The sequence below is a fragment of the Bacteroides sp. genome (assembly GCF_028690125.1).
Lineage (GTDB): Bacteria > Bacteroidota > Bacteroidia > Bacteroidales > Bacteroidaceae > Bacteroides.
Map to the genome: position 1 here is coordinate 1 of NZ_JAQVBV010000016.1, position 26,286 is coordinate 26,286.

Below are 26,286 nucleotides of genomic sequence, written 5' to 3' on the forward strand. Positions count from 1 at the left end.
TTGGTTCTTTTTTTGCTTCTCTAGCCATTTTACTATAAATATTTTATGGGATTCGTATTTATTTTACTCAATTGGAGTGCAAAATTAGGAAATAAATCCCGGATTATGGAATAAAAAATTTCTTTTGTATATTGTTCGCTTTCGTAATGACCGATTTCTGCCATCAGGATGTCTCCTTCGTGACCGAAATAATCATGATACTTAATTTCACCTGTAATAAACACATTTGCTTCCGACCGAATGGCTTGCGGAAGCAAAAAGGCTCCTGCTCCTCCACATAGTGCTACTTTCTTTACTTCTCTACCCGTTAGCTTATTATGACGAAGGCAACCTACTTCAAATATTTTTTTGATACGATTTAAAAATTCAAATTCTGTTTCAGGATTTTCTAATTCACCAATAACACCTGATCCGGCTTGCATCCAATCATTTTGTAACGGATACAAATCAAAAGACGGTTCTTCATAAGGATGAACAGCTAATAAAGCTTTTATTACTTCCGACTTTTTAAATGACGGTAAAATTGTTTCTATCCGTACTTCTCCTTCCTGATGTAACTCTCCAATAGTTCCACAGAAAGGATTTGCACCTTCTTTTGCCCGAAATGTACCTTCTCCTTCCAAGTTGTAACTGCATGAATCATAGTTGCCTATATTACCACATCCGGCAGTAAACAATACTTGTCGGACAGCATTTGCTTGTGTACAAGGAACAAAAGTCACTAACTTCGTCAGATAGTTCTCTTTAGGTTCAAGAATACGCAAGTTTTTCAGACCAATCTTTTCTCCTATTTTAAAGTTTACTCCTCCCTGAGCGTTATCAAGATTGGTATGCGCTGAATAGATAATTATATCATTCTTTATCGCTTTCAATATGCAACGTTCTACATAATCCTTACCTGTTATGGATTTGTATCTTTTAAAAATAAGTGGATGGTGTGAAATAACAAGATTGTATCCCAACGCAATAGCTTCATCCAACACGGATTCAGTAACATCAAGACACAACAAAGCCCCTGCAGCTTCCGCATCTGTCAATCCAATTTGCAAGCCGGCATTATCGAATCCGTCTTGCAATGGCAGAGGCGCGAATTGTTCAAGGGCGCATACTATCTCTTTAATTTTCATTATATGTAGAAAATTTGGATGCAAATATAGCGAAAAAAGAAGAAAGAATGGCTTTTTTATTGATTTTTTATTATATTTGTTGCATACCTTTAAATATTAAATTACAATGAAATTAATTTTATTTTATTTTTCTTTGATTATTCTGACTGTCTCCTGTCAGTTAAAGCAAAAAGATAATCTTAATGAGGATGTAATTGATGACACTTGCATACCTGATACAGCCAAAGCTACAGCTATCTTTTGGATTGACAAAGCCGAAAAAAAGATGCGACAATGTATCCCGTCCGTACTATTAAAGCAAAAGTATTCATTCACAAAGATGGAAAAGTGGATTTAAAGGAGTTTGTAAAAGACCAATCTCCTGGCGTTAATAAGTATATACGTCATTATCTAGCCAAATTTCAAGTACCAAAAAGAATGTTTGAAGGTGGCTATTTAAACCCTGGAGAACAATTTATCCAAATTCGCTGCCTGTGGGGAGACAAACAAAAAAAGATAATGCAGGACTAGAAATCCTTAAACCTATTTGCTCTTTCAGGTTTCACTCCTCTCTGTACACTATTTAGCCTATAGATTTTTCTTTTTTCCTATTGAAATATTTCTCTCCCAGAATGGAAAAAAGAAAAGATGCTAATAGATTATTTTTTTCTTCTCAATGTTTATTTAAAACATCACAATCTTTAAAAAAAATATTATTATCTTTTTCAGAAACTTTATTATAGAAATTTGTGAATGATAAATAAAGGATAGTGAAGGGTGAGGATTAAATCGTTATTTCTACTAAATTCTTATCCGGATCAAGAATACTTCCTTCAAAAAAGCCATCTCCAGTAGTACGGGGTTCGCTTGCAATGGTATATCCATCATTACGGAAGCGTTCTATAAACGCTAAAACAGCTTCTTTACTACCTACAGAAAAAGAAAAATGTGCCAACCCAATATGTAATATGCTATCTGGCTCGGTAATATTTATTTTCCGCATTATTTCTAATGCGGTATCTTCTTCTTCTTCAAAGCGCATAAAATAGGATTCAAAACCTTTTTGAGGATTTGTATATTTTTCGTTTGTACGACCATCGAAATATTTAGTATAGAATTCACGAAGCTCTTCTAATTGATTAGTCCATAGAGCAATATGATTAATTTTCATAGCTTTATTATATTACAATTTGTTTTTTGCAAAGATAAAGAAAGAAACTAAGAATGACATTGATGTATATCAAAATCGTTCCAGCAAACTAATCAATATTCTGAAAATTAAGAGCTTGTTCAATATAGACCCTTTCTAGATTCGGATATTTCACTTTATATTGAGATGTAACATCCAGTAGATAGACATAATTAATAGGAAGATTCATGCGAATGTTATTTGATTCATTCTTTGCCCTCATTTCGTCCCTAATACAGAATAAAGCAAGTTTTTCCTCATTGGATGTAAAAATATACCAGTAATAAATCTGTTCATGTATTGGGCTAGGTGCGAGACTCACCGGTATCTCTCCTTTATACATGGAATTATATTCCTTATATTCCACGTCATATAATTTCTGTGGATATATCCGAACTTTTTCAACTGCGTTTTTCTTTTCATATATAAAACAATATCCTCCTCCTTCTTTGAATGTAGAAGATAATAATTCTTTCTCAAGATTCATTTTATCTTGATCACTCATATTATCTCCATAAATTCTACAACTCGGTGAACTAATTATTGTAGCAGAAGATTTATCGACTTTAACATTTACTGAAATGGATAGAGTACTTCCTGAAGAATCTTTAATAGTAATTTTCGCTTTACCAAGAACTAAAGGAACCAAGGTAACTGTTCTCCCATCACATTTTGCATCCAAAACATCTTCATTATTATTGCTTATAACAAACTTTCCATCACCTCCTTGAATTTGAAACAATAGTTCTCGCCAACGTATTGAGATCGACATAGTACTGCTATCGCCTTTACCGACAATATTTTGTCCTCCATCAACAAGAGTAATTGGAAAAATCGTCTCTTCTTTATTACATGATACAAAACATACTGAACTTAATATCAGTATCATTATTGCCCAAGCCTTTATCTGTCTCATAGTCTAGTTTTATTTTGATTCAAAAGTAATACTATTTATCTAAATATTAATACTTCATGTACCTTATTATTGTTTTATTTGCACTTTATTTTTTAAGGCATAATGTTCATCTACGACACGATCTGTAGGAAAAAATGTGAAAATCATCCGCCAATCTCCTTCTCTATATATAAATTTCCGCCCATTTGCTCCATGAAGGATTAATTCGTATTTCTCCCATAAAAATGCATCTAAATGTTCCGGCATTTCTTTACCAACTGTCCAAAATTCTACTGTAATAAAGAATTTCGGAATGGATACTTCTGCTACTTTTTGGAAAATCCGATCAATAATTGTCATTTCCTTGGTTCTTGGGTTACATCTAATAGTTTTCCGTATGCGTCAAATGATCTACGTGATGCTAATGATATGGTGATCATTAATGAAAGCATGGATGCAGTGAAAGTAATCACCATAATCATCATCTGATATTTGATAGCTACATTCGGACTGCTTCCTCCCAATATCTGCCCTATCATGGTTCCAGGAAGAGATACCAACCCCATTACTGCAATATTTGCTATTAAAGGACTGAATGATTTAATAATAGCTTGACGAATGAATGGTGCTTGGGCTTCCTGTCGTGTTGCTCCATTTCCTAATAAATAATGGTATAGTTGTTGTTCGCGTTTCAATCCACTGTAATAGGTATTAAGTGCAATGACATTGCTAGATAACATATTTCCCATTAAGATTCCAGATATTGGAATAAAATATTGAGCGCTGAAAATGTTGTTTAGTTGGAGTACAATGCCTATAAAATACATTCCTACGAGTATAACACTACACAGAAAACCTACAGAAAGAGGAATAAGCAAAATTTTTCTTTTTAATTGAGTACGTACCAATGCTGTTTGCCCTGCAACAAAGATCATAATAATCACCCAAAGCGAATTGATCCAGGGATTATTCCATAAAAAAAGATATTTTAGATACATACCAATGAAGAACAATTGAATGATCATTCGTAATGTTCCTATCATTGCAGGCTTTAGCAATCCAGTTTTGAATTTCCAAAGATAAAAAAAAGGAATAGCAAGTAGAAGCAAGCCTATAAATAAGTTGAAATATGTGATATCAATAGTTCCCACGCACAAATCTTTTTATAATTCTATTACATAATGACAACCGGAAGCAAAATCTTTATCATGTGATACAGCTAGTACTGCGGCTCCTTTTTTCGCTTGTTGACGAAAGAAGGTTAAAACTCTGTCTGTTGAGTCAGCATCCAAAGCTGAAGTAGGTTCATCAATAATAATCAGAGGTTTGTTAAGCATTGCAGCAACAGCCAGCATTATTCGCTGCCGTTGTCCCCCCGAAACTTCATTAACTCTCTTAAAATACAATTCATGTTCCAATCCCAACTCATTAAAGCAAGCAAACAATCGTTCTTCCGAAAAAGGAATAGAATGATTAACTTTCAAATCAAAAGGTAAAGCCACTATCTCTTTCACCCATTCAAAAGGAAGTGCCAGCTCTTGAGGAATCCATGCAATTTGCCGACGGATAATGTCAATCGTTGATTTATCTAACAATGTTTCCCCCACTCTGATAGTACCCTCCTTTAATGGTACAAATCCCATAACTGCATTCAACACCGATGTTTTTCCACAGCCGGATTGTCCGACGATACAGGCAGTTTCTCCCTTTTCCAAATGTAGATTAAATTTGGAAAAAAGAACTTCTGATCTAAAAGCAACACAAGCATTATTAATATGTAACATGGCGTTTTTAATTCTTTCTTTCCGGCAAAGGTAGTATTTTCTTGAAAAACGTTATCTTTGCCTCACTAATTAATTCAAGAAAAGTTATGATACTAAACGAAAGAGATGCCCGTCATGAGCACGTTTTGCAGGTTGCACGCCAAATGATGACTGCAGCTCGTACTGCTCCCAAAGGAAAGGGTATTGATATTATTGAAGTAGCTTTGATTACTGGTGAAGAAATAAAAATATTGTCAGATACTATGGTAGCTATGGTAGAAGAACATGGAATGAAATTCTTCCTTCGTGATGCTGATAACATATTAAGTGCTGAATGTGTTATATTAATAGGTACACATGAACAAGCACAAGGATTGAATTGTGGTCATTGTGGATTTTCAACTTGTGGAGGACGTACAGAAGGAGTTCCCTGTACCATCAATAGTATTGATGTCGGAATTGCTATTGGTTCTGCTTGTGCCACAGCAGCCGATATGCGTGTTGATACTCGTGTCATGTTTTCCGCAGGATTAGCTGCACAACGCTTGAATTGGTTGAAAGATTGCAAAATGGTTATGGCAATTCCTGTTAGTGCATCATCCAAAAATCCGTTCTTTGATCGGAAACCTAAGCAAGAAAGTAATAAATAACTAAATAACAACAGACTAATGGGAATCATTGTCGGACTCCCCCGTTCCGGTGGTTCGGAGAAGGATTTACAATTAAATTTCGGTAAAATTATTGCTGAACAAGTAGAAGTAAGAGCACCGCATCTGCCTGCTGAATGGTATCCACAAAGTGGCATTCAATTAACATGGCCTCATGTTGGTACTGATTGGGCACATATGCTAAAAGAAGTACAAGAATGCTTTGTGAACTTAGTTCGCGAAATTGCAAAACGTGAAATTGTATTGATCGTTACTCCAGAACCTGAAGCTGTAAAAAAGCAAATTGAAGCTACGGTCAATATGGATAATGTCCGTTTTCTGGAGTGTGAGACTAATGATACTTGGGCGCGGGATCATGGAGCTATTACTATGATTGATGAGGGAACCCCTTCCCTGCTCGATTTTACTTTTAACGGTTGGGGATTGAAATTTGCATCCGATCTGGATAATCAAATAACGCGTCATGCCGTAGAAGCCGAAGTTCTGAAAGGGCGTTATGTCAATCGTCTTGGTTTTGTTCTTGAAGGAGGGGCTATAGAAAGCGACGGAATGGGAACATTGCTAACTACTTCTGAATGTCTGCTCTCCCCTAATAGAAACGGGCAATTGAACCGAGTTGAGATAGAAGAATATTTGAAATCAACCTTCCATCTACAGAGGGTACTATGGCTAGATCATGGTTATCTTGCCGGAGATGACACTGACAGTCACATTGATACCTTGGCGCGTTTTTGTAGTTCAAGTATTATTGCATACGTAAAATGTGATAATAAAGATGACGAACATTATGAAGCTCTTCAGGCGATGGAAAAACAATTGCAAACTTTCCGAACATTAAGTGGTGAACCTTATCAATTACTGGCGTTGCCAATGGCAAATAAGGTGGAAGAATCCGGAGAACGCCTTCCTGCTACTTATGCAAACTTCCTTATTATGAACAATGCAATTCTTTATCCCACCTATAATCAGCCGGAAAATGATAAGAAAGCGCAAGAGATCTTACAACAGGCATTTCCAAAACATGAAGTTATCGGAATTGATTGTCGTGCCTTAATCAAACAACATGGATCTTTACATTGTGTTACTATGCAATATCCGTTGGGAGTCATCAAATAAGTAGAAATAAATATGAGAAAGATAAAAGTAGGATTAATTCAGCAGTCCAATACTGCAAATATCAAAGCCAATTTAATGAATCTGGCAAAAAGTATAGAAGCCTGTGCTGCTCATGGTGCTCAATTGATCGTCCTTCAAGAGTTACACAATTCTCTTTATTTTTGTCAAACAGAAAACACCAACCTGTTTGATCTTGCCGAACCTATTCCAGGACCTTCAACAGGTTTCTATTCTGAGTTAGCTGCTGCCAATAAAGTGGTCATTGTCACTTCACTTTTCGAAAAGCGTGCACCAGGTTTATATCATAATACTGCTGTAATATTTGACCGCGATGGAAGTGTTGCCGGAAAATACCGTAAAATGCATATTCCTGATGATCCCGCCTATTATGAAAAATTTTATTTTACTCCTGGCGACATAGGTTTCGAGCCAATTCAAACTTCATTAGGAAAACTTGGAGTATTGGTGTGTTGGGATCAATGGTATCCCGAAGCAGCTCGTTTGATGGCTTTGAAAGGTGCTGAGCTTTTGATTTACCCTACTGCTATTGGTTGGGAAAGTAGTGATACAGACGATGAGAAAGCCCGGCAACTTAATGCGTGGATTATTTCCCAACGTGCTCATGCAGTTGCAAATGGTCTTCCTGTTATCTCAGTCAATCGTGTAGGATATGAACCTGATCCTTCGGGTCAGACCAATGGTATTTTATTTTGGGGAAACAGTTTTGTAGCAGGACCACAAGGAGAATTTTTAGCACAAGCGGGCAATGATGATGCTGAAAATATGGTTGTTGAAATTGATATGGAACGTTCAGAAAATGTTCGTCGTTGGTGGCCTTTTCTACGTGATCGTCGAATTGATGAGTATGAGGGACTGACAAAACGTTTTCTGGACTAGTGATATATTTTATTTGAAAGTTATCTTTTTATTAGCCATAAAGTTTACTCCTCCATAGATAAATAGTCCAAGAAATTGAGCAAGATATTCATTAACATCCAATCCTTCTACTAAAAGAACAAGAAAAAGAAATTGTGCAGTGTAAGCTACTACGAAAGCAGAACAGAAGAACAGTATTTGTTTCCAAATGCTGTTCTTCCTTTTTTCTGTTGGAAATATCCAGTATTTACACCAAATAAAATTATGAATCTGAGCTATCACATACGCAGTTATATTCGCAACCAGATAATCCCCTTCGAATGATAGACTTTCCATCATTAGCCATACAACTAATGCCATTATCAAAGCATTCATTGTACCGATTACTATGAAACGGAATATACGTATTGATTCTTTCATTTTACAACCAGTTCGTCATTATTCATGCGTGTCATGTATTGTTGGACGATTGCTTTTAGTTCATCCTCCATTTGCTGCAGTTCGGCAACCTTTCCCAATAAATTGTTTTCTAATAACTTATCTGTTTTAAATGCATATATAGCAATTGCCTTCTGACCATCAAAATGCAATAAATAATCGCCTTTAAAGAATTGATAAATACCATTCATATAGTTCACTGCATAAGTATCTTCCGGTTGAGTATTTAGTAAGTCACATCCAAATGAAACATATGGTTTGTCATACCCCAAATATCCTAATACAGTAGGCATAATATCAATCTGCTGAGCAATCATATCTTTACGATATCCTTTCAAATCGGTTCCCGGTTGATAAAAAACTACAGGAACAGAGAAAAGACCACTCTCTGTTTCATATTCAGGACGCTCCTGTGAATTGGTGTGGTCAGCCGTAAATACAAATAATGTATTTTTATACCATGGTTCTTTAGATACTTTCTCAAAAAAGAGTTTCAATGCATTATCAGTATATCCGATACATTGGCGAATTGCCTTGTTGCCTTTTGGAAAAACACCTTCGTACTCTGTTGGTACAGCAAACGGATGGTGAGAAGAAAGACTAAACAAAGCAGCAGCAAACGGTTGCTGGAAAGTAGATAATGTGTTGGCAAAGAACTGAAAGAATTTCTCGTCCCAAATTCCCCAATGGCCATCAAAATCATTGTTGCCCGGATTTGCTTCATTATATTCCGTACGTCCGTAATAATTAGTATAGCCAACAGTCCGCGCAAATGCTTCAAATCCCATCGATCCATTATCTGCACCATGGAAGAAAGCAGTATAATAACCTTTTTTCTTCAGCTCCCCCCCTATACTGGTTATAGTATTTAAAGAAGCCGGAGTCAGGAAAAACGGTTCTACAAACATTGGTATTCCGGATAATACAGATGGCATACCGTCAATGCTCTTCATTCCATTAGAAAATGAGTATTTAAAAGTCAATCCTTCTGCCATAATAGAATCAAGAAAAGGCATATATCCTTCATATGTTCCATTATCCAGATCTTCATTTAAAAAGCCACTATTCTCTTTACCAAAACTTTCCAGAATAAAGACAATAACATTTAACGGACGAAACTTTACACTATCCACCGGCATATGTACTGGAGAATATAATGTTTCTAATTTCTCCTTATTAAAGTATTGAGGTACCATAAATGGTTTTTTACCAAAAGTACGATAGATGGAGAAAGGTGTATTCAACACAATTCCAGTTTCTATGGGGCGGTCTACGTATTTATTGGCATTACTTATTGTAATGGGACGTACCATACCGGTAAAGCCACCACGCATACCACCTATACATAAATAAACGGCTACTCCTAAAACAATCAGATTAACTGCATAGTAAACGGGAAGATGAGTCACTTTTATTTCCTTTGGCTTGCGGTAAAATTTAAATAATGCATAACCGAAAGCAATAGCCAATAAAGTAAGATACCAATGATTCAATAATTCCGTTCCTACAATTCCTCCCAGATTTCCCTCATTCTTAAATTCACTGAATACGGATGCAGTTGTTCTTCGATGTGTATATTGAAAATAAACTGTATCCATTAGATTCATGATGATTACAATCAGGTTTGTTACAACAAAAATCCATTTAGTAACTTTCTGATAAATAACATTTTCCTTATAATGAAGAGGGATCAACATTAGGAAAATATACAGGAGATTGGTATACAAAATAGCAGAAGTATCGAAAAGGAATCCTCCTTCAAACATCTTCCATATTCTTTGTGCTGTTAAATCAGAAAAAGCATTCCAATTTTCTGCTAAAAATATGATACGACAGAGAATAAAACACCCCATCACTAATAATAGATTGCTTATAAGTGACAGGGTGGTATTATAAAGAAAACGATATTTATTCATCGTTTACTTATTGTTTTCTTTGATTTCAACAATCAGATTTAATTCGTCAAGTTGAGACTGGTCAATAGCAGACGGAGCATCCAGCATAACATCACGTCCCGAATTATTTTTCGGGAAAGCAATACAGTCACGGATAGAATCTAAACCTGCGAAAAGCGATACCCAGCGATCGAGTCCATAAGCCAAGCCACCGTGAGGAGGAGCACCATATTTGAAAGCATTCATTAGGAAGCCAAACTGTGCTTCTGCTTTTTCAGGAGTAAAGCCTAGGATTTCGAACATCTTTGCTTGTAATTTTGCGTCATGGATACGGATAGATCCACCACCAACTTCCACACCATTTACTACCATATCATAAGCATCAGCACGTACGGCAGCAGGATTGGTATCCAATAATGGAATATCTTCCTCTTTCGGATGAGTAAACGGATGGTGCATAGCCATCAAACGTCCTTCTTCCTCACTCCATTCAAACATTGGGAAATCAACTACCCACAAACAAGTAAACTTATTCTTATCGCGTAATCCCAATTGAGAGCCCATTTCCAAACGGAGTTCATTCAATTGCTTGCGAGTCTTCATAATATCCTCACCGGACAAAATTAGTATCAAATCACCAGCTTTAGCTCCAAATGCTTCTTTCATTTGCTGCAAAACTTCTTGTGTGTAAAATTTGTCTACGCTTGATTTTATTGTACCATCTGCTTCTACACGTGCATAAACTAAACCCTTTGCACCAATCTGCGGCTTTTTTACAAATTCAGTCAAAGCATCTAATTGTTTGCGTGTATAAGTTGCCGCACCTTCTACACAAATTCCACCAATATAAGCAGCGTTGTCGAATACAGAGAAACCATATCCCTTCATAATATCCATCAGTTCGACAAATTTCATACCGAAACGCAAATCAGGTTTATCGCTACCATAATATTTCATAGCATCAGACCAAGTCATACGTTGGAACGGTTGTGCCAGTTCAACACCACGCAAAGTTTTGAAGAGATGTTTTGCCATTCCTTCAAAAGTATTGATTATATCTTCCTGTTCCACAAAGCTCATTTCACAATCTATTTGTGTAAATTCAGGCTGACGATCCGCACGTAAGTCTTCATCACGGAAACATTTTGCAATTTGGAAGTAACGGTCGAAACCGGAAACCATCAATAATTGTTTTAAAGTTTGTGGAGATTGCGGAAGAGCATAGAATTGTCCGGGATTCATGCGTGAAGGCACCACAAAGTCACGCGCACCCTCCGGTGTTGATCCAATCAATACAGGAGTTTCTACTTCTATAAATCCCAGGCTATCCAAATATTTACGAACCTCGATAGTCATTTTATGCCGTAATTCCAGATTAGAACGAACGGTATTGCGACGTAAATCCAAATAACGATATTTCATACGGATATCATCACCACCATCCGTATTATCATCAATCGTGAATGGAGGAGTCAATGCAGTGTTCAGTACATTTAGTTCGGAAACAATAATTTCTATGTCACCGGTAGGAATATTTGTATTCTTACTGAAACGTTCGTTTACTGTTCCTGTGACTTGAATAACGTATTCACGTCCCAGTTTATTGGCACGATCACAAAGTTCAACGTTTATTTCTTCATTGAAGACCAATTGGGTAATGCCGTAACGGTCACGTAAATCAACGAAAGTCATACCTCCCATTTTACGGCTACGCTGTACCCACCCAGACAGCGTGATTTGTTTATTTACATCAGAGATTCTCAGTTCTCCACATGTGTGCGTTCTGAACATATATTTTAATATTTAGACAATTATCACTCATTTTCACATTCCAGATCAACCAAAACTTTGCAAAAGTACGTAATAATTTGTAATTAGTAGTTAGTAATTGACGAAATTCTCACCTTTTATTGGTCAGCTTTTTCAATATTTTCTTGTTTTTATCTGTTATATTATCTACTATTGCTTCATTCATCAACTTTATTCCATTTACATATTCCTGTGCTCTTTGAAGAACATTTGCCGAATCTTTCCCTTCAATATATGGCACAACTACACGCAATCCTCTTTGTATTAGTTCAATATCTACTTCCGCACTTGTTTCCATCGGATCGCCATCAAAATGTACTACTCCTGGAGTCGTTCGGCGGATACAGAGCTTCTTGCAACGAAAAGTTTTGATACGGCTATTCTGGTCAATCGTCTTATTAAATAACTGAAAAGCAAGGGAAGGTACGTCTAGTACAGTAAAGGGTTCAAGAATTGTCACATCCAGCAATCCGTCAGTCAATGTGGCTTGCGGCGCAATGTATGCATTGTTCCCGTATTGAGAGGCATTTCCACAAGCTATGAGAAATGCTTTATATTTAGTTACTCCGTTTTCTGTTTCTATTTCATATGTTTCAGGCTGATATTTAAGACTTTCTTGCAGTGTTTTCTCAAGATAAGTCAATAATCCTCGTTTACCAGCATGAGCAAATTTCAGGCTGACAAAAGCGTCAAATCCTACTCCACAAGTGCAAAAGAAGTCCTTATCATTAATTTTGCCATAATCTATAATATCCGAATAACCCTCATTTAATATATCTAATGCTTTTTTAGGTTCTAATGGTATATGCAGATGTCGTGCCAATCCATTTCCGGAGCCACATGGAATAATACCCAAAGCAGTATTTGTATGTACTAATGAACGAGCTATTTCATTGATTGTTCCATCCCCTCCGATGGCTACTACTGTATCGGCTTTTTCTTCTGCGGCTTTAGCGGCTATTTCCACTGCATGACCGGCTCTTTGGGTATATACCACATCCCAAGTGTATCTCGCCTTGTTCATTTTCTCATTCAATAAGCTAAGAATCAACTCCTTGCTTTGTGTTCCTGAGATTGGATTAACGACGAATATTATTTTTTTCATTCTTTCGTTCATGCTAATTTTTGTCGATTGTAGACAACAAAAGTAATACAAATATATTAAATTTTAATCTATTGGAGGTTTCTAATCGCGTAAGAACAACTTTTTTCTCTTAAAAAGAACAGGTAAAAACAAATTTTGTTATCTTTGCCCCCTGTTTTAAACACTTGTTAAGAAAAAAGGATATAAGACCATTAAGAATGGTTTGAGTATTAGCATAATAAATTTAATTCATGGGATTATTACAAGAGAAGTTAGCTAAGTACAACTTGCCGCAACAATTTATGGCAAAAGGCGTTTACCCATATTTCCGTGAGATCGAAGGAAAACAGGGAACAGAAGTAGAAATGGGTGGACACAAAGTTTTAATGTTCGGCTCCAATGCTTACACTGGCCTAACAGGAGATGAAAGAGTAATTGAAGCAGGTATCAAAGCCATGCATAAATACGGTTCCGGTTGTGCCGGTTCACGTTTCCTGAATGGCACACTTGATATTCATGTTCAGTTGGAAGAGGAACTTGCGGCTTTCGTAGGCAAAGATGAATCACTTTGTTTCTCAACAGGTTTTACAGTCAATTCCGGGGTTATTTCCTGTTTGACAGACCGTAACGATTATATTATTTGTGATGATCGTGACCATGCATCTATTGTAGATGGTCGTCGCCTATCTTTTTCACAACAATTGAAGTACAAACATAACGATATGGCAGATTTGGAAAAGCAACTTCAAAAGTGCAATCCGGATTCTGTAAAGCTGATTGTAGTGGACGGTGTGTTCTCAATGGAAGGTGATTTAGCAAATTTGCCTGAAATAGTACGCTTGAAGCATAAATACAATGCGACAATCATGGTAGATGAAGCTCATGGTTTGGGAGTATTCGGAAAACAGGGACGTGGTGTTTGTGATCATTTTGGTTTGACAGATGAAGTCGATTTGATTATGGGTACTTTCAGCAAATCATTAGCCTCTATTGGTGGATTTATAGCTGCTGATGCATCTATCATCAACTGGTTGCGCCATAATGCACGTACTTATATTTTTAGTGCATCCAATACCCCATCTGCTACTGCTGCTGCTTTGGAAGCACTTCATATTATTCAAAATGAACCGGAGAGACTTGAAGCTTTATGGGAAGCCACTAACTATGCTTTAAAACGTTTCCGTGAAGCAGGTTTCGAGATCGGTGCCACTGAATCTCCGATTATTCCTCTTTATGTACGTGATACAGACAAAACTTTTATGGTGACTAAGCTGGCCTTTGATGAAGGAGTATTCATCAATCCGGTGATTCCACCAGCATGTGCACCGCAAGACACATTGGTACGTGTGGCATTGATGGCAACACATACCAAAGAACAGATTGACAGTGCAGTAGAAAAACTAACGAAAGCTTTTAAAGCATTAGATATATTATAATCTATAGTTATATAAAACAAAAAAAGCTACTCTCTTATTCAAAATTCGAGAGTAGCTTTTTTGTTTTCTGTTTAATGTACTTAAGTCGTTATTTTTGCTTTGTATACTGGATTTCCATTTCCCCTTTATTCAGAATCAAAGAGTCGGCAGTCAACTTTATGATTTCCAGTGTATCTGCAAATTCAATAGTCTGCCCGTTACCAATACTTTTTCCAGTTAGAATCAGTTGGTCGCCATTCTGTTTCCAACTTTCATAAACCAATGTAGCCATATTGATAGAAGAAGCATTTCCTCCCTCTTCAATTTTAATACCTTGTACTTGTCCTTCCATTCCCGGAATTGGTTCTACCCACGCACCTACTACAGACATTGAATTACCTCCACATGCAGCTAATATGCCTAAAAGCACAACTACACCCAACATTTTCTTTTTCATACTATATATTTTAATTAGGTTATAAAAAATGTATTATTTATCAGTCTTATTCTCTTTTCCTATTACAACTACTTTTTTAGCAGTAATAATTGCATTTAACCCCGGTTCTTCTTCCTCTTCTATGTAATTTACTTTCACTGTATCTCCCAATTCAAAGCCACTGACATCGCTTGGTTGCTGATCCATTGTACTAATAAATACAGTGTCCCCTGCCATTGTTATTAACATGAAATTATTCATTGAAGTATCTTCTATAACACCAGTAATTACTTTTTCGTCTTCAATAGTAGCAAATATACTATCAATTACTTGATCGTCATTATTTGATGCTTCCCCACTCTTTGATTGGCAAGAACTAAAATTAATTATAACCACAACTGCAAGAGAAGCTATTGCTTTATTCATAAATATATTATTTGAAATATACATTTAAAAAACAAAGATAATATTTTCTGCTTGCCTTTCCCTGTAAAACAGATAAAATCATTTCATTTTTTGGGGAAATACTTTTTCAGGTTTATAAATCGATAATTTTACTATATTCTTTTTTATTGTACATCTCCCGAAATACAGTAGGAGTATATCCTATATGTTTTTTAAATAGAGTGGAAAAATAGAGAGAATCTTCATAGTTTAAATGAAAAGAAATCTCTTTGACACTCATATCTGTATTCATAAGTAATTTCCGTGCTTTTTGCAACTTTAGTTCTATAATATATTGTGTCGGGGAAATATCAGTATATTCTTTGAATACTTTACGGAACAGCGAATATCCCATATGTATTTGTTTAGCAACTTGTTGGGGAGTAATATCAGTAAGATAGTTTTCTCTTAACAAGGAACGCGCCTGTTCAATTAATTGCACATTTCTATTACCAACAAAGCTTTTATTAGTATCCTGATATAATGACAAGGAAAAAATCATATTAGCCAAACCTGCAAGAACTTGTTGATAACCAGGCATCTCTTGTATAGCTATTTCTTGTGCTCTATGATAATATTCGATAATTTCTTCACAATAACCAATTTTAAATATTCTTTGCGAGGAACTTACAAACCCGTTAAGAAAACGATTTTCAATAGTATTTCCACGCATACCGATCCAGTATTCACACCATCCGGTTTTATGGTCAGGAAAGTAACTATGCCATGTATAAGGTGGGATAATCAACATATCTCCCGCTTTTAGTTCGATAGGAACATTCGGTCGAAAAAAACAAAGCCCCTGTCCACGTGAGAGATAAATAAACTGATAATTATCTAATATACGTCCTTTATCTGGGCAGAAATAATATTCTTTCGGATGTCCATTTATAGAAGGATAATTTTTATACTCGGGAGGAACCTCTGCACTGCCAACATTATCTACTGTAATTCCCCATAATGTATCTTTTTTGCTACTAACAAGGTATTTAAAATGATTTTCATCTTTCATTGTCATATATTTAAGGTGTTGTATGTTGATTTATCCTTATGCCATAATATTTAATTATATATGGTGTTTTGTTTACTTTTATAAAAGCAAATATAGAAAAGTCAATTGATTTATCCAAAACTATAATTCTAAACTTTAATATATATATATATTTTATTTATAAAATTATAAATGGGTCAGCAGCTTGATGTATTCTCTTTTTCCTAGCTATGCAAATCAGTAGTTGAAACCACTTCCTGATTATATTATTTAATATACTATTATTCAGTCGATTGTCTAACCATCTCATTGAATTTATTTCTTAATTTCCTTAAAAATTAGTATATTAGAAGAATAACCCCACTCATTATTCTAATTATGATTTCCAAGGAGAAAGAGCTAAAATTTATAAAACTATATATGTATATCTGCGATGTTTACCAGTCTTCACTGAAGTTCTACTGCCAAAGATTCAGTAACAATGCCAACTCATATCTTTGCTGACGAGGAACCACTTGCCGACTGGTTGGTATATACGATACGAAAAAATTCCATCACATTCATTTATCTAATTTGCTAAAACAAAGAATCAGAGTTCAACTACTCATTCGCATAATTAAATTAATGTTATATACATTAAAGACTCTGAAGAATCTTTTCCAAATTCTGTTATTTTGTTACATTCTCTACAGAGAAAAAATAGTGTCCGGAACCGACTTCAAAAACTGTATACTGATTCTCTTTCCACAGATATTTTATATTCTTCGATGGTATTTTCTTTTCATTTTTCTCATTTACAATGGCATCAGGAGAAGTTGGAATATAGACAATTGCGGTTGTATTACATGGTATGGATATATTCCAATGGAAGGAAGAATTTCCCTTATTCCATGAACTTTCAATCAGACCATGAACCGAATGAAAAGAACCTTTAACTTCATCTAATCCATCAATAATTTCCGGTTTCATTATTATTTTCTTGAATCCGCAACTTTCCGGAGAATCCTTTATTCCTGCCAAGTTTTCATAAAACCAAATAATAAGATCGCCTAATTGCATGACATGATTTTGAGAATCAATCCATTTTTCCATTGCGTCACCATTCCAATGTTCCCAAATAGTCGTAGCTCCCTTTTTAATCATATAACCAAAACTCGGATAATCTGTTTTTAATAGCATCTGGTATGCTATATCAGGTCTTCCATTTTCACTAAGCCCTCGCATTAACCATTGATTACCAATTATCCCCGTACTGACATGTCCTTTAAAATCATTCAAAATTCTCTTTTCAACATTCTCAAAAACTACTTTTTCATGACTTTCAGGAACCAAACCAAATTTTAATGATAACAGATTTGCCGTAACTGTATTATTACTATAATACCCTTTATCTTTATTAAAAAATTTCTTATTATACGCATCTTTTACCTGAATAGATTGTCTTTCAAATTCTATAGCATCATCCGGTCTATTTAAAATATGAGCAAATTTTTCAAGCAACTTAAGCATATGATAGTAATATGAAGTACCAATCAATGTTTTATTTGTAATAAGAGTTGAATCTTTAGGATCATTGTATGTAGGATTCTCAGGAGGAGTACACCAATCACCGTATTGGTCTCTCGGCATCAGGTTATCTTCAGTCATATATTTATCCCGCATATAATAAAGCCATTTTTTCATTGAACTGTAATATTTTACAATAGGTTCTTTATTACCAAATTGTTCATAGAGCATTTCAGAGACAGTCAAATATGTACCCGGCCAAGTCATGTTATCAGTATATGCACTCCAATAACTGGGAGCAATATCCGATACACTACCATCCTCGCGCTGTGTTATACATATATCGTTCACCCATTTAGCATATAGATTATTATTGTTAAAAATAAAGCTTTCTCCGAATGAACCAATAGCTCGATCACCTGTCCAACCCATACGTTCTGAGCGCTGCGGACAATCCGTTGGCATTCCACGATAATTGCCACGTATACTCCAATATGCATTCTTATATATTTGATTTATTAAAGTATTTGAAGTTTCAAAAAAACCAGTTTGCTCCATTTCGTCACATACTACCTTACCTTCAAAATCAGATGACTTAGGAATGCCCGGGAATCCTGAAATCTCTACAAAACGAAAACCGTGAGAAATGAAAGAAGGTTCCCACTCTTCTATTTCTTCACTTCCTTTTAATATATATTTATCTGTTGCTAAAGCTCCTCTCAAGTTATCCTGATTAACTGTTCCATCTTCATTTAAAAATTCAGCGAAACGTAGAACTACTTGTGTTCCACGATTACCTTTAACTTTCATTTTTAACCAGCCAACTATATTTTGCCCCATATCTAAAATATAGTTCCCATTTTTAATACTCTGAATGCTAACAGGGTGGACAGTCTCTACAATTTTAATGTTCTGATTCAATTGAGCACCTAACTTTCCTTTAGGAGGATTTACAGACTCTACATTCAGCCACAACGCATCATCAAAATTAGTCCTATCCCACTCCGGCATCTCCTTCCGAGCATCATATTCCTCTCCATCATATTCATTATTTGCTATGATAGGTCCATTAGCTGTAACCTTCCAACTTTTATCACTTATCAATAATTGTTTACTGCCATCAGCAAACTCTACCTCCATTTGCAGAATTAACTTGGGGTATTCAAAAGAATCAGTACGCCGCATATGAAAAAAACGTCCATTACCTAAAACTACACCTATAGCATTTGTACCTTTTTGAAGAATCTCAGTAATATCAAATGTATTATATTTTACTTCTTTACGATAATCTGTAGGGGTTGGAGAAAGTTCTTGTTGTCCGACAATATCACCATTTATATGCAACTTATATAAGCCTAATCCACATAGATATAAGATCGCTTTTACTGGACGTTGCTGAATATTAAACTCTTTTCGAAAATATCTAGCAGACATTCGGGTGCATTCGGCTTTTTGATTCTCCCAAACAAACGATTTATCTAATCCAATCCACTGAGCTTTCCATTCTTCTGGAGTAAGTATTCCCATTGTCCATTTAGCAGGACTACTCCACTCCGTTTTGCCTTTATTAGTTACTACATAAACTTTCCAATAACACTCCATCCCACTTTTCAATGGTTTTCCATTATAAGGAATAAAAATAGATTCCCCCGAATTAACTTGTTTTGAATCCCACAAATCTCCCTCATTCGCATTTAACTTGTTTAATGAAGATGCAACTAAAATTCGAAAACTCTTCTGGACAATCGACTTCATATCACTTTTTAATTCCCAGCTGAATCGTGGAGAAACCACATCTAATCCCTTTGGATTATCAATCAGTTCACAGCGAAGATTTACTACTCCTATATTAGAATTTACACTTCTAGTATAGGTGCAAAAAATAAGAAAAACATTAAATAATACTATAAATTTTCCAGACAAATATATTCCTTTCATAATATTTCGTTTAAGTAAGAGTTAATCGTTTACAGTTTACTTCAAAAACTAATTTATTCCTCATGCATAAGGAGTATAATTAATAAAATATTTATCAAAGCTCAAATTGACTTTTCCTCATATTCCAGAAGTACTTAGATTATTATCACCCAGATATGTCATATAGTCGGGTCCCATACATACTTCTCTGTTAATACGATCAAATATACAATCTATTTTAGTTACTCAATAGTTACCTCGCCAAAATATATTTCTCCAATATTTTATTTTCTATAATTAGGTATATACTTTAACTGCACAGGTCCTACTAACCCGGATTTCTGTAACCCGGAATTCGCATTATAGGGATTCACCCCGGCCCAAGTCTCACGTTCCTCTTTGGGTAAAGCCAAATCTCCTATCAAACGATTTACCCACGTATTGACTACGTCTACCCGAAGTGTATTTGATCCCTGTTTCAATGCTTTTGATACGTTCACACTATATGGAGATGTCCAAACGCCACCCACATACTGATCGTTCACCCACACTTTTGCCATCATATTCACTTCGCCCAGATCCAGAAATAGATCTTGTCCCTTAGTTTCATTTGAATCAAAATCAAAGGTAGTCATATAAATCATATTTCCAGAAAAACATTTTACTTTATTATCTGTAGATAATGACAAGTCCTGAAGCTGGTCCAGTTGAATAGGAGCCGGATTGGTTAATTCACTCTCAAAAGTCAAGTTCCAAGCAACATTCAAGGGGATCGTTTTCACCGGCTCCGGGAAGTTCTTTTCTCCCGTTACGGGTTCGCCTTTCTTTCTGAACACAATGAATGCACTTTCATTTTTTTGTAATACGACAGGCACTGTTGTAGTAGAGCCATCCAAAGTGAATTCCGGTAATTTACGCATCGTTCCATCCATTGGATTCCACCATTCCGGTTGCATATTTCCTATACGGAATTTAAGATCCGCTTTCTGAATGGTTTCGCTCTGGTTCGTAACAAAGTAAATATCCGTTTTCCCCATCTTTCGATGTCCATAATTGATTGGAACTCCATCCGGTATCTTACAATCTTCTATATTCCCTATTTTTGAGAATACTTCTTCAAGGCCTACGCCATTAAAAATCATTCCTTTGCCGTATTCTGCAAATTTATGATTGACTCCATCCACCTTCCCCCATAGTTCTTTAGCCATTTCTCTTACCTGATTATCTGCTTCCGGCTGATTTTGCAAACTTGGAGAATATTCAGGAGCCGAACCCAGAACAATGGCTCCATCGCTTACTAATTGCTTGATTTTCGCTAATACTTCCGGACGCATCGTTTTCTCTCTCGGCAACACTAATACCCGGTAAGTAGTTCCGTGAGGTAAGGTTATCAACTCATCCTTTACAGTAGCATCGCGTACAATTACTTCCGCATTGATATAATCAAACTGATAGCCGGATGGAAGTGCCGGATCTTGAAATCCAGTCATTTTTGGAGCGTCTTCTCCTATATAATAAGCAACATCGGCAATGTTCAACCCTTGACGCAGCATATAGTTACACCGTTTTATATAGTCAATGAACAAGTCTAAGTGAGAGAACCATGTATTCGTGCGATGGAATTCCGTGCCAAACCACGAATTTGTTCCGGGATACTTGTCTACATCCGGTTGATGAATATAAACATGCAGCAATGTATTATTAATGCCTTCGGAGAAATATTTGTCCGTACTCCTCTTGGCATCTGCCGGTACTCTTGAAAATGCAGGACCACCACTCGTATTTGATTCCGACGAAACCAAATTCTTACCATATATGTGCGCGCAAGAGGATGCCGCACGATTCTCAATATGTCCCAATTGAGTTTCAGCAGGAATCCAATACTCACCCGCCACTTCGTCCGACTGACCGCCATACATCAGGAACTCACCCGGAAAGCCCCAGTGACCATAATTTTCGAGCCATGTACGCAAACCGTATTTGTGACATTGTTCACGGAATCCACCTACATAATCATAAGCTATTTTATCGGCAACCAGACGGCGCAAATCCCATAAGAATTTATCCGATTGCTCCTGACTGCCTACTACCTTGCCGAAATAAGCCGGCAAAAACGGCACAGCATCATACCCATAACGCTCTTTGAACTGTTCGAGGAAACCATCGGTAAAGTTCTCGCCTCCGGTCTCGTAACTATCTTGTACCACCACTTTAAAAGTCTTGCGGTCTTGCGGCGGGATACGTTCCAAGATCTTACCTATGTAAGCATCAAAGTGGGTAGCAACGTGTTTCTTATTCATTTTATCAATTTCAAGTCCTGTTCCGTCAGGTCCCGCAGGAGCATTCATAGCCCCTGTCGGAGTCATGCCCGTTCTTAAAACGATCCATTCCCCTTCAGGTACATTCCATGTCAGTTTGCCATCGGCAGACATGTGCTCTGAGATATCCAGGATCTTCTGCGGATTTATATTCAATGCCTCATTACCAGGTTCGGGCTGTTTCTGCCACGTATAGTAATCAAAGGGTGGGAGCGGAGACTGGTACATTTTCGCTAACGTCTTTGTCGCATAATCTTCGATGCGGGGCGAAGCGGACAACTCTATCTCTGCAATACCTCCTTCGTTGCGCCGGTTAGTCACCAGAATCCTGAATTCTTTTGCCGTTGTTTCTTCAAAAGACATTACTACAGGAGCAAAAGGTTGGAACCCCACATTTAAATCCAACCGATGCCAGTCGATGACAAACGTTGTCAGCGTCTTGTATTCATTCTCTATTTTTGCCTGAAGCTCTATGGCAGCATTAATATATGTATGTGTCGGGTAAATCGTCAGACTACGTGCTGTAAAATCGGCATTTGCAACAATGTCTACATTTACTTCCGCATTTACAGGTAAGTTCATCCCGTTTGCCTTGTCGGAATCGAACATTTTATCAGAACCTTCTAAAACCGGAGAAACCTTAATTTGAGAATTAGCGTTATCCAATTTCAACTGATAATCTTTAGGCGCGGGATATGCAATGACTTTCACGTCTTCAAACTCTTGCGCAGGTTTCTCCAATTGTACCGAAAGAGCTGTTGGTCCCTGTACTTTCATCTCCGAAGAAGTCAGATAACGCATCGCTTCATTGGGTTTCACCCAGGGGCCTCCGGCTTGAGACCACCCGGGTGAATTGAACATACCAATCTCAATACCCAGTTCCGATGCTTTTTTCAATGCAGCATGAGTCACCTCCCACCATTCATCGCTCATTAATTTTACATTCCGCCCGCCCTCATAAGGGTCAAAATAAATATTGCCTATAAATGCACGGTTAATACCCACTTTCTTCATCGCTTCGAGGTCCTTTATTACCCCTTCCTTAGATATATTCCCGCACATCCAGTACCAATAGACCGACGTTTGAACCGTTTCGGGAGGGTTGGCAAAGCCTGCTTCCAAATCCTGTTTGGACATCTTTTGAGCTAAGAGTGCAGCAGACACTCCCACTAAAACAACGCCTATTATTAGATAGTACTTCCACGATAACGTTTTTCTTCTCATTTTCTGCATGCTCATTCTATTTTTTCAGTTTATGAATTATTCGGCTCCGGCTGGCAATTTCAATTTGATAGGTCCCGATATGCCGGAATCATACAAATTCAGATTGGGCACTCCTTGCCATCCCCACATACGAAGTTTTTGCATATCGTCTTTCATCCATATTTCATTAATGATTAAGTTGCCGACTCTTATCTTAATTTTATTCTCACCTGCCTTTAGCTTATCCGAGATATCAAAGACAAACGGAGGCCATAAACGTGCCCCGACGGACTGGTCATTCACAAAGATTTCCGCCATCGACCTCACTTTGCCTAAGTCTATCAAGATTCCCTGCGAAGGCTTGTCTATGGTAATAGTCGTTTCGCAATCAACATAGCCTGTGTACTGCTGTAAACCGAATGCGTACCACGATTGTAAATCATCAACTTCTCCCGAATCAACCAGAAACTTGAAAGGTACGATCGGATTCTTTTGCTCGTCGGAGTTCAACACAAATGCCAACAGGGATGCGTCTGATGATAAACGTACCAACGTATCCGACAATTTCTGTTTCTTCCCATCAATCCAAATGTCTTTGCCAAGCATCTGTGCAGGCAATACGATGGATTTTGTCCCCACCGGTATGTTCATTCTCCAATATGCGTGCTTACTGCTCAGGTTCTCACGCCATGCGTAATATTTCCAATCCGACTGGTCATAATGAAGTTTCAATTTACTTTCATCAATCCGTTCGTCATTCGCATAAAAAACTTTAGCAGTTGTCTTGCAGACAGTATCCCGTTCCGGATAACTAAGTTTCCATTTCCCTTCCAGAACTTTTTCTTTGAATGCCATATTCTTCCGTTCCATGCTTTTCGCATTCTTTGCCTGAGGATTGAAAGCAAGCCAATAGCCCTCATAAGGATTCAACGTCAATGCTACTTTATTATATCCTTTCTCTTTGCCGGAGGGAATCACCTGCATTTGCCCGTTTTCGCAATTCCATATTTCTGCTGCGCCCTCTCCATCTCTCAACCATGCCGTAAAGTTCCTCACGGTATCTGTATTATTGGCCAGCCAATAAAGATGCGTATTGCCCATGGTTCGATGGGCTGTGTACAGCCTGCCTGCATTTTCAAATCGCATTTGTGGTTTCACTTTCTCATTCAGGACTACTATCAATTCCTTTTGTTTCTCCTTTTGGGTAGCCAGATCAATCACATTCGGCATTTTCCTTAAAGAATTACTCTCCTCGATAATCACTTCATCATTCATTCCATGTTCAGGTGAACCTTTAGGAAGCTCTCCCAACAAAATAACAGTGCCTCCTTTTTTAGCAAACTCTGCAATCTTATGAAACGCAGAACGGGACATTACGTAAACGGGCGGAAGCACCAACGCATAAAAGTCGTGCTTATTAATTGTTATCTTGGTCTTTCCGTTCGATTCTCCAATTTCTCCTTTCTCCAAATAATAATTATCTCCGATCAGGAAATCAATGTTATTTACGTTCATTTGCTGCATTGCCTCCGAAAAAGTCCGGTTCGCTTCAACTGCACGTTTGTCCCATCGCTCTTCCTGTCCCCAAGCGTTTTCTTTAAAATAACACTCTGAAAAAGCCCACACGCTCTCTAGCGGATTGATCAATAAAGCATCAGCAACCAGGCGACTTTGCCGGGTAATGAAAGCAGCTCTTCTGGCAAAGTCCGTCCAAAGGTGCATGTAGTCCCAATATGGATTATCCGAATACCAGTCGGTAGGGAATGGAATGGATTCTAATTTCCGATTCATGTAAATGCCATGAGGAACGACGTGACTGACTCCGAATGAGGTTACTGAGTTGATAGTCATTTTCATCATTTCAGGCGACTGTATCCATCCCGCCACTCCCATAATCTCGCTCATAAAGGGGCGGTCTTCAAATTCTGCAACAGATTGTACCTCTTTAAAATCGTGCACCTCTTGCGATTTCATCACAAGACAGTCATTACCCGGCATTGTTACGGCACGTGTGGTTTTCATCAGATCGCCCACTGCTACCGTTTGAGCCAGCAACGACTCTTCCCATAAATTAGAGATGTAATACATGCCACGCTCTTGCAGCCAAGTGACTAAAGGTTTAAAATAACACTCAGTGTACACATCCGACACTACATCGAACCAGTCGCAGCGGGCTTTTGCATAAATCCCGTCTTTATCTTCTTCGGTCAGCAAAGGCAACCACAACCTTATATCGCGCTTTTTCTTATTCTCATATTGTTGGGCAAAATGTTCCGACCATGCCATTTGCCAACCATAATCCCCTTCGTTATCAACAAAGACTCCGGGCATCGTTTTCCCCATCTCTTTTCCGAACTGTGCATCATACTTCTCATGTACCAACGGGATAAAGACTTCCATTAATTTAGGGTCCAGGTAGTTTACTCTTCCGCCATCAATGCCCGGATGGTGTTTCACTTCATACGTATAGACCACCCAATCTCCTTCGGGTGCGGTCCAACTGATGTTTTTCCCTTTTCCTATCACTTGCAGGGTTGCTGCATCAATCTGTCCATTCACTTTCTTTCCGGCAACTGCAAAATCGATTGATTCATAGCGAACCGTCTTTTTAGCTGTAACTTCGTATCGCTGCCATGCCAGATATTGAGCCTCTAACTCCGGTGATAGTTCAAGCACCTTACCCGCAGCTTGCCCACTCGGCCAATTGTAGTCATCACAATAACTAAAAGACATACCAAGCTCTTTGGTTTTCTGCAACGTATTGCCAAAGCTGTTGAACCAGGGCTTTGCCAGATACTGTTCTACCGGAAGTGCTGCCACCGAACCATCAAATCCGGAACGGGGATGAGCATAACCCGGATTCAATCTCTGCTTTGCCATTTCTTCCGCCATCACTGCTGCCGACTGTTCATCCTTAATCGCATCATCCCAGAACCAGAATGTGTGGGGAGCATAAAACATCGGAGGATTGGTAAACATCGTACGAATCTCCTTCGGGTTACTATATTTTTTCTGCCACTCCGGTAAGCTCCCCTTTTTTGTGGACTGAGCATTAACGGCAGTACACAGACTACAACCTGCAACAATCAAATAAATAAGTTTCGTCATTCTCATACTTTCTTCAATTAGCTTTATTTAAAACGCTTCTATTATTTCATCCGTAATCATACGAGCTTCACCAGATACGCTTTGTATGATTACGGATGTTTTAATACCA

Annotated in this window: 22 protein-coding genes and 1 pseudogene; 7 read left to right on the forward strand and 16 right to left on the reverse strand. The window is 37.4% G+C overall.

Annotation, left to right across the window (positions count from 1 at the left end; all coding sequences use genetic code 11):
- Nucleotides 1–32: 32 nt before the first annotated feature.
- Nucleotides 33–1,127, reverse strand: a complete 1,095-nt coding sequence (locus PHO71_RS11795; RefSeq protein ID WP_300203439.1) for a Nif3-like dinuclear metal center hexameric protein — start codon at nt 1,125–1,127, stop codon at nt 33–35.
- A gap of 106 nt (nt 1,128–1,233) precedes the next feature.
- Between PHO71_RS11795 and PHO71_RS11800 the strand changes: the two genes are divergently transcribed.
- On the forward strand, nt 1,234–1,464 hold the full coding sequence (locus PHO71_RS11800) for a hypothetical protein (RefSeq protein WP_300203633.1): 231 nt from the start codon (nt 1,234–1,236) through the stop codon (nt 1,462–1,464).
- Nucleotides 1,401–1,637 (forward strand): DUF4891 domain-containing protein, encoded by a 237-nt coding sequence (locus PHO71_RS11805; RefSeq protein WP_300203441.1) that lies wholly within the window; start codon nt 1,401–1,403, stop codon nt 1,635–1,637. The genes PHO71_RS11800 and PHO71_RS11805 overlap by 64 nt, the downstream gene beginning before the upstream one ends.
- 253 nt (nt 1,638–1,890) lie before the next feature.
- Here the strand turns inward: PHO71_RS11805 and PHO71_RS11810 are convergent, their stop codons facing one another.
- The 5 genes from PHO71_RS11810 to PHO71_RS11830 all read right to left on the reverse strand — a co-directional run bounded on the left by PHO71_RS11810 (nt 1,891) and on the right by PHO71_RS11830 (nt 4,974).
- Complete coding sequence (locus PHO71_RS11810; RefSeq protein ID WP_300203443.1) at nt 1,891–2,277, reverse strand: VOC family protein; 387 nt, start codon at nt 2,275–2,277, stop codon at nt 1,891–1,893.
- Nucleotides 2,278–2,365: 88 nt separating this feature from the next.
- Nucleotides 2,366–3,211: a hypothetical protein gene (locus PHO71_RS11815; RefSeq protein ID WP_300203445.1), complete on the reverse strand. Its 846-nt coding sequence runs from the start codon at nt 3,209–3,211 to the stop codon at nt 2,366–2,368.
- A gap of 66 nt (nt 3,212–3,277) precedes the next feature.
- On the reverse strand, nt 3,278–3,550 hold the full coding sequence (locus PHO71_RS11820; protein ID WP_300203447.1) for a hypothetical protein: 273 nt from the start codon (nt 3,548–3,550) through the stop codon (nt 3,278–3,280).
- On the reverse strand, nt 3,547–4,341 hold the full coding sequence (locus PHO71_RS11825) for an ABC transporter permease (protein WP_300203449.1): 795 nt from the start codon (nt 4,339–4,341) through the stop codon (nt 3,547–3,549). The genes PHO71_RS11820 and PHO71_RS11825 overlap by 4 nt, the downstream gene beginning before the upstream one ends.
- A 12-nt stretch (nt 4,342–4,353) precedes the next feature.
- The gene (locus tag PHO71_RS11830; protein ID WP_300203451.1) at nt 4,354–4,974 is read right to left on the reverse strand and encodes an ATP-binding cassette domain-containing protein; all 621 of its coding nucleotides are present in this window, start codon (nt 4,972–4,974) and stop codon (nt 4,354–4,356) included.
- 86 nt (nt 4,975–5,060) lie between these two features.
- Here PHO71_RS11830 and PHO71_RS11835 point away from each other — a divergent pair, with 86 nt between their 5' ends.
- The 3 genes from PHO71_RS11835 to PHO71_RS11845 are packed head-to-tail and all read left to right on the forward strand — an operon-like array spanning nt 5,061 to nt 7,634.
- Nucleotides 5,061–5,603: a ferredoxin domain-containing protein gene (locus PHO71_RS11835; RefSeq protein WP_300203453.1), complete on the forward strand. Its 543-nt coding sequence runs from the start codon at nt 5,061–5,063 to the stop codon at nt 5,601–5,603.
- 18 nt (nt 5,604–5,621) lie between these two features.
- A complete protein-coding gene (locus tag PHO71_RS11840) occupies nt 5,622–6,737 on the forward strand; it encodes an agmatine deiminase family protein (protein WP_300203455.1) in 1,116 nt (371 codons plus the stop codon).
- Between the two features lie 12 nt (nt 6,738–6,749).
- On the forward strand, nt 6,750–7,634 hold the full coding sequence (locus tag PHO71_RS11845) for a carbon-nitrogen hydrolase (protein WP_300203457.1): 885 nt from the start codon (nt 6,750–6,752) through the stop codon (nt 7,632–7,634).
- Nucleotides 7,635–7,643: 9 nt separating this feature from the next.
- On the opposite strand, the gene PHO71_RS11850 is transcribed toward PHO71_RS11845, so the two are convergent.
- The 4 genes from PHO71_RS11850 to PHO71_RS11865 form a co-directional block, all read right to left on the reverse strand.
- The gene (locus tag PHO71_RS11850) at nt 7,644–8,033 is read right to left on the reverse strand and encodes a GtrA family protein (protein WP_300203459.1); all 390 of its coding nucleotides are present in this window, start codon (nt 8,031–8,033) and stop codon (nt 7,644–7,646) included.
- Nucleotides 8,030–9,967, reverse strand: a complete 1,938-nt coding sequence (locus PHO71_RS11855; protein WP_300203461.1) for an LTA synthase family protein — start codon at nt 9,965–9,967, stop codon at nt 8,030–8,032. The genes PHO71_RS11850 and PHO71_RS11855 overlap by 4 nt, the downstream gene beginning before the upstream one ends.
- A 3-nt stretch (nt 9,968–9,970) precedes the next feature.
- Nucleotides 9,971–11,737, reverse strand: a complete 1,767-nt coding sequence (gene aspS / locus PHO71_RS11860) for an aspartate--tRNA ligase (protein ID WP_300203463.1) — start codon at nt 11,735–11,737, stop codon at nt 9,971–9,973.
- Nucleotides 11,738–11,846: 109 nt separating this feature from the next.
- A complete protein-coding gene (locus tag PHO71_RS11865) occupies nt 11,847–12,872 on the reverse strand; it encodes a diacylglycerol kinase family protein (protein ID WP_300203465.1) in 1,026 nt (341 codons plus the stop codon).
- A 218-nt stretch (nt 12,873–13,090) separates the two neighbouring features.
- On the opposite strand from PHO71_RS11865, the gene PHO71_RS11870 reads away from it, so the two are divergent.
- Entirely contained in the window at nt 13,091–14,275 is a 1,185-nt protein-coding gene (locus PHO71_RS11870) for an aminotransferase class I/II-fold pyridoxal phosphate-dependent enzyme (RefSeq protein ID WP_300203467.1), read from the forward strand.
- A gap of 88 nt (nt 14,276–14,363) precedes the next feature.
- On the opposite strand, the gene PHO71_RS11875 is transcribed toward PHO71_RS11870, so the two are convergent.
- The 3 genes from PHO71_RS11875 to PHO71_RS11885 all read right to left on the reverse strand — a co-directional run bounded on the left by PHO71_RS11875 (nt 14,364) and on the right by PHO71_RS11885 (nt 16,146).
- Nucleotides 14,364–14,711: a lipocalin family protein gene (locus PHO71_RS11875; RefSeq protein WP_300203469.1), complete on the reverse strand. Its 348-nt coding sequence runs from the start codon at nt 14,709–14,711 to the stop codon at nt 14,364–14,366.
- Between the two features lie 33 nt (nt 14,712–14,744).
- Entirely contained in the window at nt 14,745–15,116 is a 372-nt protein-coding gene (locus tag PHO71_RS11880) for a hypothetical protein (RefSeq protein WP_300203471.1), read from the reverse strand.
- Nucleotides 15,117–15,228: 112 nt separating this feature from the next.
- On the reverse strand, nt 15,229–16,146 hold the full coding sequence (locus tag PHO71_RS11885) for an AraC family transcriptional regulator (protein ID WP_300203473.1): 918 nt from the start codon (nt 16,144–16,146) through the stop codon (nt 15,229–15,231).
- Nucleotides 16,147–16,503: 357 nt separating this feature from the next.
- Between PHO71_RS11885 and PHO71_RS26200 the strand changes: the two are divergent.
- Nucleotides 16,504–16,611: pseudogene (locus PHO71_RS26200) on the forward strand (transposase); the annotation flags it as partial.
- A gap of 183 nt (nt 16,612–16,794) precedes the next feature.
- On the opposite strand, the gene PHO71_RS11890 reads toward PHO71_RS26200, so the two are convergent.
- The 3 genes from PHO71_RS11890 to PHO71_RS11900 all read right to left on the reverse strand — a co-directional run bounded on the left by PHO71_RS11890 (nt 16,795) and on the right by PHO71_RS11900 (nt 26,183).
- Nucleotides 16,795–19,569: a glycoside hydrolase family 78 protein gene (locus PHO71_RS11890; protein WP_300203475.1), complete on the reverse strand. Its 2,775-nt coding sequence runs from the start codon at nt 19,567–19,569 to the stop codon at nt 16,795–16,797.
- A gap of 263 nt (nt 19,570–19,832) precedes the next feature.
- The gene (locus PHO71_RS11895) at nt 19,833–23,105 is read right to left on the reverse strand and encodes a glycosyl hydrolase (RefSeq protein ID WP_300203477.1); all 3,273 of its coding nucleotides are present in this window, start codon (nt 23,103–23,105) and stop codon (nt 19,833–19,835) included.
- A gap of 21 nt (nt 23,106–23,126) precedes the next feature.
- Nucleotides 23,127–26,183, reverse strand: a complete 3,057-nt coding sequence (locus PHO71_RS11900) for a glycosyl hydrolase (RefSeq protein ID WP_300203479.1) — start codon at nt 26,181–26,183, stop codon at nt 23,127–23,129.
- Between the last annotated feature and the right edge of the window lie 103 nt (nt 26,184–26,286).